We start from the raw sequence: 15,873 nt of genomic DNA on the forward strand, positions 1-15,873 counted from the left end.
GGATTGCAAATGCTACCAAAACCCATTCGCTACAAGCTAAATGCAAGTATTCTCGCCATCGGCGCGAGCTCCGCAAATTTAAGTTCGGCAAAATTAGATTCTGCAACATTAAGTTCCACAAAATCAGATTCCACAAATTTAAACACCACAAAATCAAATTCCGCAACACCAAACCCCGTCACATTAGATTCTGCGAAAAATAGCGCAAAGAGCGTGATTTTCCTTGACTCAAACTACAATCTTTATGAATTGCAAGATGGCGAATTTATCTTCAACAACAAGATTTTTGATTTCGAAGCACAGCATCAGTTTAGCAAGTCCTGCGCCCTTTCGATGAATGGATATGTCGCACTTGGCGAGCCGCACTCCCCAAACTGCCACATTTTGCACCTTTATAACGGCACGCTTTCGCACATAAAAACGCTCTCTTGGCACAAGGCGGACATTTACAACATTCGCTTTGCCAAAAATGGTAAATATATGGTAAGCGGTGGCGAGGATGGGAAGGTGTTTATTTACGGAATGCCACATTTTAATATCATCGCCATTTTGCCCCCGCGCGCAGATTACATCAGCAATATTCACTTTGGAAAGTCGCAGAATCTTGTGGTGTATAGCTCGTATGATAATGTAAATTGCATTTTTGATATGGGGACAAATACTATCATCGGCGAGTTTGAAACAGGCGCAGTGGCGGAGGATATGACATTTTTTGATGATGATTCTAAAATCTTTTTTATTTGCGCAAATGGGGAGAGTGGCATTTATAATATCACGCAAAAATCCCTTGCCCTGCGGAAAAATTACGATGCTTGGCTGACGCGCGCGGGGATGACAAAGGATGATAATTTCGCCTACATTGGCGCGCGGGATGGGAAGCTGCGCTATTTGGATTTGGCGAAAAATAAGAGTGTGTTTGACATTGCGATGGATTATGAGGGCATTGCGAGTATGCGCGTGATTGATGCGAAGCTCTACATTGGCTTTGCTAGTGGGAATTTGGAGATTTTTGATTTGAATAGATTTGAGGGGGAGTTTGATTCCGCGCTAAATTCGCAGAATCTCGCCCTTGCACAGCAAATCGCCTCGCAGAATCTGCCATTAAAAACGCTTAAAAAATACATTGCGCTAAAAGATAAACTATGGATTGATGAGTTTAAAAAAGCACAAATTATTTTGGGCGAAAATCCCACGCAGGAAGCGTTTTTGGGCGCATTTGAGACGCTTAAAATATTTTTTGAGGATGATGATAAAAAATGCGCTTTTGATACGCTAACGCAGAATTTAGGCGCGATAAAAGAGCTAAATGAGGCGTTGAATGCGAAAGATTACAAAACTTGCTATGAGATTGTGGCGCAAAATCCGCATTTGAGGGAAAGTAGCTATTTTGAGCGATTGGAAAATCTCTACAATGACGCATTTGAGGGCGCAAAAGAGCTGCTTTTAAGCGGAAATGCGAGTGATTTGCAAAAAGCGCAAGAGATTTTAAAGGCGTGGCAAAGTGTCGCGCTCAAAAAGGACGCGGTAAATGCCCTGCTACGCAACGCGCGGAAGTTCAAAGACGCAGAATCGCTTTTCAAAAACAAGCATTTTGATGAGTTTTTCAAACTCGCAGAATCTTTTAGCGCAATCAAAAGCACGATAAATTACAAAAAGGCACTTGCCTTTGGGGAGCAGATTTTAGCGACAATAAACGAGTTAGAGGCGAAGGGCGCAAATCAAAAGGCACTTGATTTATTGGAGGTTTTGGCGCAGTTTTTGCCCTTTAAAAATAGCGCGGTGGCGCGGAAAAATGACATTTTGCTGAAAGTGGAATTTTTGGATTTTTACGCAAAAAATGAGTATCAAAAAATCTATGCAAATATCCAAAAATACCACGCCTTAAAGGGTTTGGGCGAGTTTGTCGCCCTGCAAAATCATCTAAATAATATTTTTGAGTGCGCCTTGCTAAATGCGAGTAATGGCGAGTGCAAGGCGGTTTATGATGATTTGAAGGCGTATTTTGAGATTTCGTATTTGCAAAATAAAATCGAGGGGATTTTTAATATCGCGTATTTGGGGGAGATTGAGCGAAATTTAGGCGCAGAATCTAGGGCGAAAATCGCAGAATCTCGCGTGGATTTTAAAGAATCTCGTGCGAAAATCGCAGAATCTCGCAAGGATTTTGCAGAATCTCGTGCGAAAATCGCAGAATCTACCGCAAACTCCGCAGAATCTCACGCGGAAATAAATTGGTTTGCGACTTTGGAGTGCTATATTGCGTCATTTGGGAAAAGCGATGAGTTGCTAAAAATCCTACCACAGGACAAATTAGCGATTTGCGACAAAATCAGCGCAGAAAAAAGGCAAGTGGCATTTTTAGAGACGATTTTGGTTTATAAATAGATTCTGCGGATTTGGGGCAAGATTCTGCGAATCTCAAAGCACCCTTTGCCGTAAAAGCAAAATATCATCAAAATCCGCTGAATCTCCGCGCTTTACGAGATTACAAATAAAATCAAAACTATATTTTTTGTGATTGAAAACAATCGTGCTTACCACATCGCCCTTGCGTAAAAATCGCTTTTCATTACTCGCAAAATAGCGCGTAGCACCGATTGCAATGATTGCCTTTTGCGGATATTGCGCCACTTTCAAGACATCCGCCAAACTCTCCAAAACGCCAAAATTATCCTGAAAATTTAATCGCTCCACAATCCAGCGAATAAGTTTTTCATAAAAATAGCTATATGAATCTAGGCGACTTAACTCGCCATAAATCTCGCATTCTCCGCCCGTGCAGATAAATGAAGCTAGCGAATAATCATCGCAAATCCCGCCACGCGTAAATTCGCCCTTTGGGATTGCGATTTGCCGCGCGCTAAACCCCTTTGAGCCGAGCGAAAAATTCTTTTTTTGCGAGAGTTTGGCGGCGGACTTATCATTTCGCACGGAGGCATCATTAAACGCCATAAAATGCGTAGGTGTAACGCCAAGCACGAGTTTTTTATCCGCACTATATTCAATCTCACAGCAAAGCGCGACCTCCGCCTCCGCTTGCACATTTAGCGCAGAATCGGGCGGTAAAATCACCGCATTATTATCAAAGCAAAATCGCCCCAAATAATCCTTTGCGTGTGGCACAAAAAACGGGAAAATCCCCTTTGGCGCGGAGGCATCTTCGCCCACAAGCGAAGCAAAGTCGCTAGCCTCGCCTGCTTGCTCCAAATGATAAGCAAAATTACCCGCCAATCCAAATCCTATCATCTGCCCTAAATCGCGCTTGAAATCGTGCATTTCTGCCCCCTAAATTTTAAAAAATAAAAGGCAAATTTTAGTGCAAAAATCTTAAACGCAATCTTATAAATGATAATTTTTTTCATTAAAAAAATGTAAAATCGCAGAATCTAGCGCATTTTAGGGCAAAACTAGCAATATAAATAAGTGCAAATTTGTAACAAATGCTGTGTTTTTGAAAATTAGTCTAAAACAACGGCGGATTTGATTTGCTTTGGTGGCGGAGTTTGTTTGCGGTGGCGAATTTGCCTTTGCTTCGGTGGCGGATTTTTTCGCGTGGTGGCGACCCCTAGAAGATTTGAACTTCTGTTTCTGCCGTGAAAGAGCAGTATCCTTGACCGCTAGATGAAGGGGTCTGCTAGAAAAATGGTAAAAAGCAAAAATGAAGGTGGCGCAGCGGACGGGGCTCGAACCCGCGACCTCCGCCGTGACAGGGCGGCATTCTAACCAGCTGAACTACCGCTGCGTGGTGGTCGCTATAAGACTCGAACTTATGACATCTACCTTGTAAGGGTAGCGCTCTACCAACTGAGCTAAGCGACCTTTGGATTATTACTTGCAAGTCGAATTCTGGTGACCCCTAGGGGACTCGAACCCCTGTAACCACCGTGAAAGGGTGGGATCCTAACCGCTAGATGAAGGGGCCAGAATTACGCTAAAATGGTGACCCGTGTTGGATTCGAACCAACGGCCCATTCCTTAAAAGGGAATTGCTCTACCAGCTGAGCTAACGGGTCGCACAAATTTAGTGATTTTAAAAACAAAGGCGAAATTATAGTTAGTTTAAAAATTTTTGTCAATAAAAAATTAGCTAAAATTATGCAAAATTTTGGGAGTTTTTAAGAATAATTTTTAGAAATATTGCAATCACATTTTGGATTGAGAATTTTATTAAGATAATGGATTTAGTTGATTTTGTAACGCAGAATCTACCCCAAAATCGCAGAATCTAGCGCATTTTAGCAAATCTTATGATATAATCCCGCTTTTTACAAACAAGGGAATAAAATGCAATACTCAAACTCTCGCGCTTCATCGTGGATAATGCTAATCACCGCCATCGCGCTTGAAATATGCGCTTTAAGCGTCCTAAAAGTCCTAGATAACGCAGGGCAAGGCACAATCGGCAAAGTCGCACTTGTGGTGCTTATGAATATCTCGTATTTCTTAATGTCGCTCACACTGCGCCAAATCGCCGTTGGCGTGGCGTATGCGACTTGGGAAATCGTAGGGGGGATTGGCGTTTTGTTAGTCAGCTTTGCCTTTTTTGAGCCGCATTTAAGCACGGCGCAGTGCTTTGGCATAGCACTTGGATTTATCGGCATTATTTGCATTATTTTAGGCGAAAAGCACGAAGATTCTGCGACAAAATCGCCCATAGATTCTGCGAATCAAAATGGCGATTTTGTGAATCAAAATGGCGATTTTGCGCTAGATTCTGCGAATCATTTGACACAAAACGCTGAATCTATCCGCAAAAATCAAAATCCGCTAAATCTCCCATAATTTAGGACTTAAAATGGCATTTTTTCTAGTGGTAATCTCTGGCATTTTAGATATTTTCGCAAATCTCGCACTTGTCAAATCAGATGGATTCAAGCGCGTTTGGTGGGGGATTTTGGCACTCATTCTTGTAGATAGCGTGTTTTTGCTACTCGCACTCGCACTAGATTTTGGTATGGAGCTACCCGTAGCATACACGCTGTGGGGCGCAATCGGCATTTTAGGCACGGCGGGCGGCGGGTGGATTTTATTCAATCAGCGATTAAAGCCAATCGGTTTTGTCGGCATTGCGCTCGTGCTAATCGCCGTGTATTTACTGCACTTTGCGTGATTTCAGCACAGATTTTATTAAATTCTCATCGGCGTTTTGGAGGGATTGAAATGTGCCAAAGTAATTTAGCAGTTTTTTAAGTTGCGCCTCTGTGTATTTGCCACTTATCGCGGATTTTTGCAGATTTTTGCGCCCTTTTTTGCGATGAAAACTAATGGCAAATCTATGCGCCTCATCGCGCAATTTTTGTAAAAACATAAGCCGTTCATCGCTCTTTTCAAGGCGCAATTCTAAATCCAAAGAGCGCAAAATATCCCTCGCACCGCCTTTTGCGCGATATGCTTTGTGATTTATCTTTTCTTTTGCAATGCCCAAAATATCCACATTTGCGCCACAAGATTGCATAATCTCTTGCGCGATTTTAATCTGTGCACACCCGCCATCAAGCAGCCACAAATCAGGTGCGAAATCCACCTCAAAACTCCCCGCCCTGCGTGTGAGTAGCTCTGTCATTTGCGCGTATTCATCGCTCCCACTTAATGTGTAGCGTTTGTATGCGCTTTTTACAAATTCGCCGTTTTCATAAGTGATTTTTGCGCCCACCGCGCTTTGTCCTTGAAAATGGCTTGTGTCAAAAACTTCGATTCGATTTGGCACATTTTGCAAAGAAAATAAATTTTTGATTGCTTCTAAAATGCGCGATTCGGCTGAATTTTCGCTATTTTCAAGTAAATTTTTGGCATTATTTTTTGCTAAATCTATCAATTTTTTCTTTTCACCACTTTTTGGGTTCAAAATTCTTATATTTTTGCCAAATTTTTGCCGAAAAAATTCACTTAAAATCGCCCCATCACTCAAATCATAAGGCAAAAGGATTGAATCTAGCGCAAAAGGCGCATTATTTTTATAGTGATTTAGCAAACTTTGCGTGTATAAAAAGTCCAAATCTAATTCATTTTCGTTGTGATTTATGAAAATATTATCGCTAAAAACCACGCGCCCATCGCGCATAAAGATTTTTACAAGCACGGATTTTGTCGCATTGCTTTCAATGACAAAAATATCGCAATTATAAAGTTTTGCCAAATCAATACTGCTGATTTTGGCTACTTGGCGGATTTTTTCGCATTGAATCTTTATAAGATTTGCATCCTCAAAGCGCAGATTTTTTGCAAAATTTTGCATTTTTTGCTCCAAAATTTTTAGGATTTTGCTTGGATTTTGAAGCAAATTTATTGCATTTTTGACAATATCGCTATATTTTTCGCGTGAAATTTTGCCCTCACAAGGCGCACTGCAACGCCCTATTTGATGAAACAAACACGCTTTTTTACCACTCAAACAGGACTTTTTTTGCACAAGTGGCAAAATCTCATAAATCGCATTCAAAATCTCTCGCGAACCGCTAGAATACGGACCAAAATAGAGATGATTTTTATCATTTGTGATTTTTCGCACGATTTCAGGGCGCGGAAACGGCGCGTTTTTGTCAATCAAAATGTATGGATAAGTCTTGTCATCGCGAAGTAGAATGTTGTATTTTGGTTTAAGCTGCTTAATTAGGGAGTTTTCTAAGATTAAGGCGTCAGATTCGCTTTGTGTTAGGATAATTTGCAAATGTGAAATTTGGCGAATCATAGTTGCGATTCGATGGCTTACATTTGCGGCAGGTGCGGGAGATTCGCCCCGTAGATTAAAATAACTGCGCACCCTTTTATGCAAATCCTTTGCCTTGCCAATGTAGAGAATGCGATTTTTGTCATCAAAATACTGATAGATTCCGCTTGTATGCGGGAGGGATTTAATTTGCTCTTTTAGATTCATTTGCTAAATTTTTCTTTATTAAATTTTTGATATTTGCAAAAATATCTTTTAGGGGCGAGTTTTCATTCACGCTAAAATCCCCACGAGCGCGCTCTTTGTAATGTATAACTTCAATTTTTTCGATTTTATTTGTGGCGTAATCTAAAATATTTTTTGGTGTGTATGCTTTGATTTTTTTGATTTTGCTTAAAAGTGCTAGATTCTGCGATAAATCGCTATTTTGCGCCAAATTCGCAGAATCTAGCAAAGAATTTATCGCATTTAGCAAATCATTTGCGCGAAAGTTGTTTATCTCGGCGCACAGGCTAATGTGGCGTGTGGCAATGAAAAGCGTCTCGCCTTTTAGCGTGGCAAAAAGGACGCCATCGCGCACAGATTTTGGCAAAGTTAAAAGCAATTTGTTTATAATTGCGTTTGAATTTAGTTTTTTTAGGCTCGTGTGCCTAAGATTGGAGATGACGCTTTGAATATTTTTCATTTTGTGATTATAGCATTTTTTGTGGCGGTTTTTAGTGGGTGCGGGTATAAGGCGAATCCGTATTGGAGTAGCGTAAATTTGGACATAGATTCGCGTGTTTTGGATTCTTCGCTACGCTCAGAATGACAAAAAAGCGGGAATCTTGCACAAAAAACAATCGAAGTAATGGCGGTAGTGCTTTGCGTTGTTTTGGCGCGAAATGAGCGAAATAGGACTTGGGCGTCCATCGAGCGAAATTTTGTGCCAAAACAACGCAAATGATTACCCCAGAACAAATTGCCAAATAAATGGAGGTTAATTATGAAATATGATGTTATCATCATCGGTGCTGGTGTCGCTGGACTTTACTGCGCCAAACACTTGGGGCAAAACCTAAACGCGCTTTTGCTATGCAAAGATGAGCCGTGGGAGTGCAATACATTTTACGCGCAAGGTGGCATAACTATCGCAAATGGCAAGGACGATGTGCCTTCTCACATACGCGATACGCTTGATGCTGGGAGCAATGTCAATGATATTCAAGTCGTGCGCAAGTTAAGCGAATCTAGCATAGAAATTTTAGATGAACTAATCGCCGATGGATTTGCGGTGGATAGGGATAGTGAGGGGAAAATTATGCTTGCCAAAGAGGGCGGACATAGCATTTCGCGCATAATCCACGCAAATGGCGATGGCACGGGGCGAATCCTGCATACGCACCTTATCAAAAACCTAAAACACACGCTTTGGAAGGGCGCACAAGTCATCGACTTGCTAATAGAGGACGACAAAGTCTATGGCGTGTGCGTGAATACAAGGCAAGGCGTCATAAATCTCTACGCCGATAATGTCGTCATCGCAAGTGGCGGTGTGGGCGGACTTTTCAAATATCACACAAACGCACACACCATTAGTAGCGACATTCACGGCATTATTTTGGAGCACAATCTACCACTGCGCGATATGGAAATGTTGCAATTTCACCCAACGGTCTTTGTCGCCACAAATCACGCTAGAAAACAGCTCATAAGCGAAGCGGTGCGCGGAGATGGCGGGATTGTCGTAGATAGCAAGGGTAAGCGATTTTTGTTTGAGTATGACAGACGAGGCGAACTAGCACCGCGCGACATCGTGGCACGGGGGATTTTTGATTATTGTGCGAAAAATAATGAAAGTGCGTTTATTGATTTGAGTGCGTTTGATAAGGACGGATTTAAGCGCAGATTTCCAAATATTTATCGGGCTTTGAGCGCGTGTGGGCTTGACATACCAAAGGACAAAATCCCCATTTCTCCCGCATTTCACTACTCTATGGGCGGAATCGCGTGTGATTTGAATGCCAAAGTGTGTGGAATGCAAAATCTCTACGCAGTGGGAGAATGCGCAAACAACGGACTTCACGGCGCAAATCGCCTTGCGTCAAATTCGCTTTTAGAAGGGCTAGTTTTTGGCAAAATCGCTGCAAAAAATATTTTGGATTCACATATAAGCACGAGTGCGCGGAACTTTCCGCTAAATAGTGAGATTTTGGAGAAGGATGGCGATTTGCAGTATAAAGCCGTGTTGCGCGAGATTATGTGGCAAAATGCGGGGATAAAGCGCACAAAAAGCGGACTAGATTCGGCACTTGGCGGGATTGAAGTAATGTTGCTTGGCGACATAGGGCGGTTATTGAAACTTCGCCTATTAACAGCGCGAAAAATCGTCCGCACCGCATTAAAACGCAAAGAGAGCTTGGGCGCACATTTCGTGGCAGAAAATGCGATTTAGCAATGGGGATTTTTAGCGTCATTTTGTTGTCGTGTGCGCTTGCCGCAGACGCCTTTGCTGTGAGCCTTTGCAAGGGTTTTAGCGTTCGGCGCGTTACGCCAAAGCATTGCGTAATCGTGGGGCTTTACTTTGGCGGATTTCAGGCGTTAATGCCACTTTTGGGCTACTTTTTAGGCGTGGCGATAGGCGGATTCATCGGGTCAATCGACCATTTCATCGCATTTGGCTTACTTGCGATAATCGGCGCAAAAATGATACGCGAATCCTTTGAAGCGCAGACTTGCGATTCAAATAGCGCGGAGTTTGGCGTTCGCGCAATGCTCCCACTTGCCATCGCCACTAGCATTGACGCACTCGCAGTTGGCGTTAGTCTAGCGATTGAGCGTAGCAACATCGTCCTTTGTGCCACAGCTATCGGCGTTATCACGGCGATTTTTTCAATCATCGCGCTAAAAATCGGCAATCGTTTCGGGCTATATTTGGGTAACAAAGCGGCTTTGTTAGGCGGTGTCGTGCTAATCGCGCTTGGTGCAAAAATATTGTGGGAGCATTTGAATGTGTAATCACGAAGTTATCGACAAGGATAAAAGATAGATTTTGCAAATTTTCTGCGATTCGCAGAATCTCGCCCACAAATTCGCAGAATCTCAATATTTTTTCACTACAATCGCACGAAATTTTTTAAAAAGGCAAATGCGATGAATTTCTTTTATAGATTCTGCGATTTTTGTGCGAAACTCGTGTAAATCGCAGAATCTTGCGCCAAATTCGCAGAATCTAACAATCTTGCTTGCGCCAAATTCGCCAATTCCACCAAATCTACTCCAAAATTTTCGCATTCTTTGAATCTACAATAATAACATTCAACGCCTTGCCACTTTGCGAGTTCTGCGCGCGGATAGTTTGCCCTTTTGCGCCATCTTGCGTTGCTTTGACGCTAAAAGTTATGTTAATGTCGCTATTTTTATACGCCACGCTTAAAATATCGCCCTTGCGCACGATGATTTTGGGCGTAATTTTACTAGCCACGATACTTGCGCCCCCTGCAATAAAGCTCTTTGCTTCATATTCCCCCAAAATCTCCGCGCTAACAGGCAGAGTGAGATTTTTGGTAAGCGGGATTTGCGCAATCATAGTGTTGTTTTTGTCGATAACTTCGCCACTTTTGATACTCCCAACCGCGCTCAAACTATCAATAATCGCGTTAATTTGAAAGTTGAAAAACACGCGCTTTTTGCGCTCATTGTGGCGGATATGCACTTCAAAATTCCCGCTATCCTTTCGCAAATCCCTATCATCAAAAATGATTTTTTCCAAGCGATATTTCGCCAAATTGCGCTCGATTACGGGGGCGATTTCAAGGTTGTTTATGGTGATATTGTATTTTTTGTAATAATCCAAAAATCGCTTCTCAACCGCGCTTTTTATGGCATTTATAAGTGCTGGATTTTGCGCATCGTTTGGATTAGATTCGCTTGAATCAGCGCTTTGATTCGCATTTTGATTCACCGAATCTTGTGAATTTAGATTCGTATTATTTTCCGCGCCAAAAGCTACACAAAGCCCTAAAATAAGCATTAAAATACATTTCATTTTCACGCCTTTTTTACTAAACTTGATACAATATTATTGCGCACGATTCCGCCAAAATTTATCTGCAACTTGCTATTTGCGCCATCTTTAATAACTTTTTCTACACGCCCTGTTCCAAAAGCTTTGTGAAATACTAAATCATTTTTTTGGATTTCATCGTTATTTTCTTGTTTGAATCCTATGCTTTTTGTGTCTTTTTCTATAATGCCACATTCGCTTAAAAAACGAGATTTTCGCCCTTGAGATTCAAGCCATTTTGCACAAGAACGCCATTTTGCGCTGGATAGCACTAGATTATCTTTTGCTCTAGTAAAGGCTACATAAGCAAGTCTGCGCTCTTCTTCAATATCCACAATATCATCTTTTCTTTTTAGTGGAAACAATCCCTCTTCCAAACCTATGACAAATAAATACTCAAATTCTAAGCCCTTGCTAGAATGTATGCTCATACAAAAAACGCAATTTTCCGCAATCTCATCGCTATCGCTACTCAAAGAAATATCGTTTAAAAAATCCTCCAAATCTAGCTCTAGATTTTGTATCATAAATGCTTTAAATCGCTCATAAAAAGTATTAACATTTGCCTGTCTATCAATATCATCGTGCTTATCATCAAATGAATCCAAAATATCGATTTTTTCTTTAAATAGATTTATAAAACCGACAATGGAATCTTTTTGCTTTTCTCGTAGCAACTCTAGCGTTTCAAAAAGTTCGCAAATTGCATTGATATGCTTTTGTGGCAATGGGATTTCGCTTTTTAGATTCATCACCGCCTCAAAAATCGAAATGCCTTTACTTTTGGCAAAAGCCTCTAATTTATCTTGTGAAATTTTGCCGATTCCGCGTTTTGGGCGGTTTATGATTCGCAAAAGCGAAAAATCATCGTTTGGATTCACCACAAGGCGAAAATAGCTCAAAATATCCTTAATTTCGGCGCGTTCATAAAATCTAATAGTGCCGATAAGTTTATAGGGAATATTTGCCCTGCTTAATGATTCTTCAATGCTTATACTCATAGCATTTAGGCGAAACAAAATGGCAATTTCGTTTGGATTTACGCCTGAATCAAGTAATTTTTTGATTCGATTAGCGATTTGTTTGGCTTCGTCATCTTCGCTTTGTGATTCTAAAAATTCCACTTCTTTGCCACTGCCCTTTGTGCTTTGCAATTCTTTGCCTAATCGTTTCGTATTAAAGGCGATTAGGCGATTTGCAACCTCCAAAATCTCCCGTGTAGAGCGATAATTTTTCTCTAATCTAATAATCTTTGCGCCCTTAAAATTCTCGCTAAAATCCAAAATATTTTGAATCTTCGCCCCTCTCCACCCATAAATACTTTGGTCATCATCGCCTACCACGCAGATATTATTGTGCGTAGCGCAGAGTTTTTTAAGCAATTTATACTGCAATTCATTCGTATCTTGGTATTCATCAACCATAATGTATTGATATTTTTGGCTGATTTCATCGCAAAGCACGGGATTTTTATCTAAAATCTCAAAAGTTAAAAGCAACAAATCATCAAAATCAACCATATTATTTTCTAACAAAAGCGCGTTGTATGCGCCATAAATCTTTGCGATTTCTTTAAATGTGCTATCTTTGGCTTGATTCGCCACTTCGGCGGGGCTTAAAAGCAGATTTTTATAGCGCGAAATTTCCGCACCCAAAAGGCTTAAAGAGACATTTGACTTAAAATTGCGCAAGATTCGCTTCCTATCGTCATTGTCAAGCAAAATAAAATTCGCCTTGCGCCCTAGCAAATGAATGTGTAGCTTCAAAAACAAAAGCCCAAATTTATGAAAAGTGCAAAGCAAAGGGGGCGCACAATCCACGCGCTTTATTAGATTTAGCGCACGGGTGCGCATCTCGAGAGCCGCTTTGTTTGTAAAAGTGAGCGTCAAAGTCGCGCTTGATGGGATTCCCACTTCGTCAATCAAATACGCTAGGCGCGTGGTGAGCGTTTTTGTTTTTCCGCTCCCTGCCCCTGCCAAAATTAGCAACGCGCCATCGATTTGTTTGACAGCTTCGCATTGCTCTGGGTTTAGGGAGTTTAAAATGTCAGTCATTTGGTTGCTCCAAGTGCGCGTTGTCTTTTGGCGATAAATCGGGGAGACTTGCCACTCGCTTCGTCAATGAACCATTAGTTCTATTTTCTCGCTCGTGGCTTCGCAACCCCGATTTCTCATCCAAAATACTTCCGCGCGAAGCGTTTTTGGTGGTAGATTCTGCGTTTTTTATTTGAAACGCAGAATCTGCGATTTTTTCGCCATTTTTTGGATTAGAATCGCTTGTTTTTTCTCGCAAAAGGGCTGCACCCCCCGCCCCGCTCCCCCTACGCGCCAAAAGCTCACGCTTTTCGCTTTTAGGGGGAGAGCCTCGCTTATCCGCTTCTAGCAAAAAATCGGCGGTTGCACTACTGCAACCTTGCTCCCGATTTTTTGCACCACGAAGCGGGCGAGATTCGGTGCTATCGCACGGATTATTTTTTTTGGATTGCCACGATTCTGCGTTAAACGCAGAATCTCGCAATGACGAATTTTTTGCATTAGATTCTGCATTCGCAGAATCTACCCACCCCCTTAATCCCCCGCGCGCATTTGGGAGGGGGAGATTATTTTCTTGCAATGACAAATTTCTACTCATTTATTCACCCTTTTCACGCTAGATTCTGCGGTTTTCGTGCGAGTCGTAGAATCATTCAAAATTTCACTGCTATCAATCTCAAAGTCAAAAAAGTCCGACTTAAATCCACTCGCATTTATCGCGCCAAACTGCATTGACGCCAAATTCAAATTCCCCATCGCTTGGTGGAGCAAACCTAGCGCATACCTTGCTTCAAAATTCGCCCCATTATCCATTCGCGCGAGTTGAATCAACGCTACCGCATTATCATAATTTCCCGCACCAATCGCAGAAACCGCCGCATAAAAATAAATCTCGCTATTTTGCACTTTATACGCGTCAATTAGCTCGTTATAATACGCAAATGCCCGCTCAAAGTCCTGCAAATAAATCGCATTTAACGCTAGTGCCTGCAAAATCCCGCTAAATCCGCCACTTTCATTTAGCAATCTATCATTTAAAATCTTATCGACATAGCTACTCGCCCCCGCTAAAAACGCGCTATACACATAAATCTCCCGCGCGAAATTCGCCCCGCCAAGCACTTGCTTTAAATGCGTAATGTTTTTCACAAAGTCAAATAAATCAATCGAATGCTTCTTAATATTTTTGCCATAATGTGCCACAAGGTGCGATAAAATCTGCGCTACGATGTCATCATTTGTGCGCTTTTGCAAGGTGGCAAACGCGCTTTTTATCACCTCGCTATCTCGCGTCCCAAGCGCGTATAGTGCTTTTAGCGCGACTGCTAGTGGCGAATCTACGCTAGATTCTGCGAAATTATCGATAATATTGCCATTTGCATATCCAAAAAGTGAGCGGTAAAATGCCTCATTTGCGGGTGAATCAAAGTGCATTTCTTCAAAGTTTGCGCTGATGTCATTTGCGATTCGCGTGCTGTTAGTTTGCGTGAGTTGAGCGCACATTAGCGCGAAAATCCCGCTTAAAATATCATTGCTATCCAAATGATACGCCTTTAAAAAGTGCCGTCTTGCGCCCTCAAAGTCATTTAACTGCGCATAAATTAGCCCCAAATTATATTGCAAAATGGGGTGATTTGGATACTTTTTCGCTGAATCTAGAAGTATTTTTTTGCCATCAAAAAGATTATTTTGCAAAATCGCCCTTAATCCCTGCGTGATTTGCTTATCGATATTTGCTTTCATCGCACCTTGCGCAAATTTCGCACTTGCACTTACCAAATTATCCATTTTTAGCTCTACTCCGCCCTCATTTATCATCGCAATCGCAGAATCTGCATCAAAAACCCGAAACGGCGCGAAATAAAACAAAATCTTATAATGCCAAAGCATCGCCATTTGCGAGCTTGCATTGCGCTCCCAAAAAGTCCTTTGCGCCACGCTCACATCTAAAAGCGTCTCGCTGATTTTAACTTTTATGGGGTAGATTTTCGCCAAATCTTTTGTGCTATTTTTTTCTAAAAGCGCATTGTAAATCTCCGCGCTCTGCGTGTAATTACCCCGCTTTAACTCAATTAGCGCAAGTGCCATATTTGCCTTCTGTGTGTTGTAATCTTTCAAATAGCTACTAATTTGCTCGCTTGCCAAGTCAAACTCGCCCATTCTAGCGTATAAAAGCCCGATATTAAAGCGATTATCGATATTTGGGACTTCTAGCAATTTTTTTAACGCATTATATTCATCGCCAAAATTTAGGTAGATTTTTGCGCTAAGCAAAGCAGATTCTGCACTATAAAATTGCGAAGTGGGATTATTTAGCGATGAAAGCGTGGCAAAATAATTTTCATCATAGAAATTTACCAAACTATAAAGATAACTATAAAGCGGTTTATTTGCCCACTCAACGAGCGTCCCTTGCGCGAGATTCACATAATAATGATATTTTTTCAAATCGCTTTTTTGATAGGCAATATTTGCGGCGTTTATCGCGGCGGCGGCGATATTTTCGCCACTTTGAATCGCCCCATCAAAGGCATTTAGCGCGTCATTTAAATTTCGCTCTTTTAGCTTCGCCACGCCTAAATTAAAGTTCGCAAAGCTCTGCGAAAAAGTCGAAATATTTTTGTAAATATCTAGTGCCTCCGCCACCTGCCCGCTTTCATAAAGCAATGCCGCCTTTTGCAATAAGCTCTGCACTTCGCCACTTTTTTGCAAAGCGGTGGATTTCAGTGTAACCTGCGTAGGCGCGGACTTTGGCGCATAGATGGCGGGGAGTGGCTCTTCTTTATTTAAAAACATAATAAGCACAATGACAAACACCACAAACAGCGCAAGAGTCGCACTTGCGGCATATAAAATATTTTTATTTAGCGATTTAATTTTTGCGATTGTAGCGGAAAGCTTTTGCACTGCGCTACCCAAAATCCCGCGCACTTCGCCACCTACGAAGATAAATCGCCCCTTTATCAACTCTAATTTTTGCACAAACGCAGAATCTTTTGCGGATTTATTCGCTGAATCTTTATTCGCTAAATCTTGCGGATTTGTGAGATTCTGCGAATCGCGCGAGTTTTGTGGATTTTGCGCTGAATCTTGCGAATTTTGCGTGTTTTGTTGCTTTGGCATTGTGT

The 15,873-nt window shown here is 41.7% G+C and carries 13 protein-coding genes and 5 tRNA genes; 5 read left to right on the top strand and 13 right to left on the bottom strand.

Annotated elements, in window-relative coordinates; genetic code table 11:
• Positions 1-9: 9 nt before the first annotated feature.
• Complete coding sequence (locus ACWIUE_RS03115; RefSeq protein ID WP_454134773.1) at positions 10-2,385, top strand: hypothetical protein; 2,376 nt, start codon at positions 10-12, stop codon at positions 2,383-2,385.
• A gap of 33 nt (positions 2,386-2,418) precedes the next feature.
• Here ACWIUE_RS03115 and ACWIUE_RS03120 read toward each other — a convergent pair whose 3' ends face one another.
• The 6 genes from ACWIUE_RS03120 to ACWIUE_RS03145 form a co-directional block, all read right to left on the bottom strand.
• Positions 2,419-3,276 carry a DUF5718 family protein gene (locus ACWIUE_RS03120; protein ID WP_454134775.1) on the bottom strand — a complete coding sequence of 286 codons (858 nt, stop codon included), beginning with the start codon at positions 3,274-3,276 and terminating at the stop codon, positions 2,419-2,421.
• Between the two features lie 280 nt (positions 3,277-3,556).
• Positions 3,557-3,632: transfer RNA gene (locus tag ACWIUE_RS03125), tRNA-Glu, on the bottom strand.
• Between the two features lie 33 nt (positions 3,633-3,665).
• Positions 3,666-3,742, bottom strand: a tRNA-Asp gene (locus ACWIUE_RS03130).
• Position 3,743: 1 nt separating this feature from the next.
• Positions 3,744-3,819, bottom strand: a tRNA-Val gene (locus ACWIUE_RS03135).
• A gap of 28 nt (positions 3,820-3,847) precedes the next feature.
• Positions 3,848-3,922, bottom strand: a tRNA-Glu gene (locus ACWIUE_RS03140).
• Positions 3,923-3,937: 15 nt separating this feature from the next.
• Positions 3,938-4,013: transfer RNA gene (locus ACWIUE_RS03145), tRNA-Lys, on the bottom strand.
• 271 nt (positions 4,014-4,284) lie between these two features.
• Here ACWIUE_RS03145 and ACWIUE_RS03150 point away from each other — a divergent pair.
• Together ACWIUE_RS03150 and ACWIUE_RS03155 are read left to right on the top strand one after the other, a co-directional pair.
• Positions 4,285-4,782 (top strand): DMT family transporter, encoded by a 498-nt coding sequence (locus tag ACWIUE_RS03150; protein ID WP_454134777.1) that lies wholly within the window; start codon positions 4,285-4,287, stop codon positions 4,780-4,782.
• Positions 4,783-4,795: 13 nt separating this feature from the next.
• On the top strand, positions 4,796-5,110 hold the full coding sequence (locus ACWIUE_RS03155) for an SMR family transporter (RefSeq protein ID WP_454134779.1): 315 nt from the start codon (positions 4,796-4,798) through the stop codon (positions 5,108-5,110).
• Here ACWIUE_RS03155 and uvrC read toward each other — a convergent pair.
• Genes uvrC through ACWIUE_RS03170 form a run of 3 tightly spaced genes read right to left on the bottom strand, consistent with a single transcriptional unit; the run spans position 5,093 to position 7,609 of the window.
• On the bottom strand, positions 5,093-6,874 hold the full coding sequence (uvrC, locus tag ACWIUE_RS03160; RefSeq protein WP_454134780.1) for an excinuclease ABC subunit UvrC: 1,782 nt from the start codon (positions 6,872-6,874) through the stop codon (positions 5,093-5,095). The genes ACWIUE_RS03155 and uvrC overlap by 18 nt on opposite strands.
• Positions 6,852-7,352, bottom strand: coding sequence for a hypothetical protein (locus ACWIUE_RS03165; RefSeq protein ID WP_454134782.1), 501 nt, complete (start codon positions 7,350-7,352; stop codon positions 6,852-6,854). The genes uvrC and ACWIUE_RS03165 overlap by 23 nt, the downstream gene beginning before the upstream one ends.
• Positions 7,349-7,609, bottom strand: a complete 261-nt coding sequence (locus ACWIUE_RS03170) for a hypothetical protein (RefSeq protein WP_454134783.1) — start codon at positions 7,607-7,609, stop codon at positions 7,349-7,351. Before ACWIUE_RS03170 ends, ACWIUE_RS03165 begins: the two co-directional genes overlap by 4 nt.
• 43 nt (positions 7,610-7,652) lie before the next feature.
• On the opposite strand from ACWIUE_RS03170, the gene ACWIUE_RS03175 reads away from it, so the two are divergent.
• On the top strand, positions 7,653-9,101 hold the full coding sequence (locus ACWIUE_RS03175) for an L-aspartate oxidase (RefSeq protein WP_454134785.1): 1,449 nt from the start codon (positions 7,653-7,655) through the stop codon (positions 9,099-9,101).
• 2 nt (positions 9,102-9,103) lie between these two features.
• A complete protein-coding gene (locus ACWIUE_RS03180; protein ID WP_454134786.1) occupies positions 9,104-9,664 on the top strand; it encodes a manganese efflux pump MntP in 561 nt (186 codons plus the stop codon).
• Between the two features lie 256 nt (positions 9,665-9,920).
• On the opposite strand, the gene flgA is transcribed toward ACWIUE_RS03180, so the two are convergent.
• From flgA to ACWIUE_RS03200, 4 genes are read right to left on the bottom strand one after another with little or no spacing between them, the layout of a single operon-like run.
• The gene (gene flgA / locus ACWIUE_RS03185; protein ID WP_454134788.1) at positions 9,921-10,694 is read right to left on the bottom strand and encodes a flagellar basal body P-ring formation chaperone FlgA; all 774 of its coding nucleotides are present in this window, start codon (positions 10,692-10,694) and stop codon (positions 9,921-9,923) included.
• Between the two features lie 2 nt (positions 10,695-10,696).
• The gene (locus ACWIUE_RS03190) at positions 10,697-12,766 is read right to left on the bottom strand and encodes an ATP-dependent helicase (protein ID WP_454134790.1); all 2,070 of its coding nucleotides are present in this window, start codon (positions 12,764-12,766) and stop codon (positions 10,697-10,699) included.
• Positions 12,759-13,343: a hypothetical protein gene (locus ACWIUE_RS03195; RefSeq protein WP_454134792.1), complete on the bottom strand. Its 585-nt coding sequence runs from the start codon at positions 13,341-13,343 to the stop codon at positions 12,759-12,761. The genes ACWIUE_RS03190 and ACWIUE_RS03195 overlap by 8 nt, the downstream gene beginning before the upstream one ends.
• Entirely contained in the window at positions 13,340-15,868 is a 2,529-nt protein-coding gene (locus tag ACWIUE_RS03200) for a tetratricopeptide repeat protein (protein ID WP_454134794.1), read from the bottom strand. The genes ACWIUE_RS03195 and ACWIUE_RS03200 overlap by 4 nt, the downstream gene beginning before the upstream one ends.
• Positions 15,869-15,873 lie beyond the last annotated feature (5 nt).

This window comes from Helicobacter sp. 23-1045, assembly GCF_053654655.1.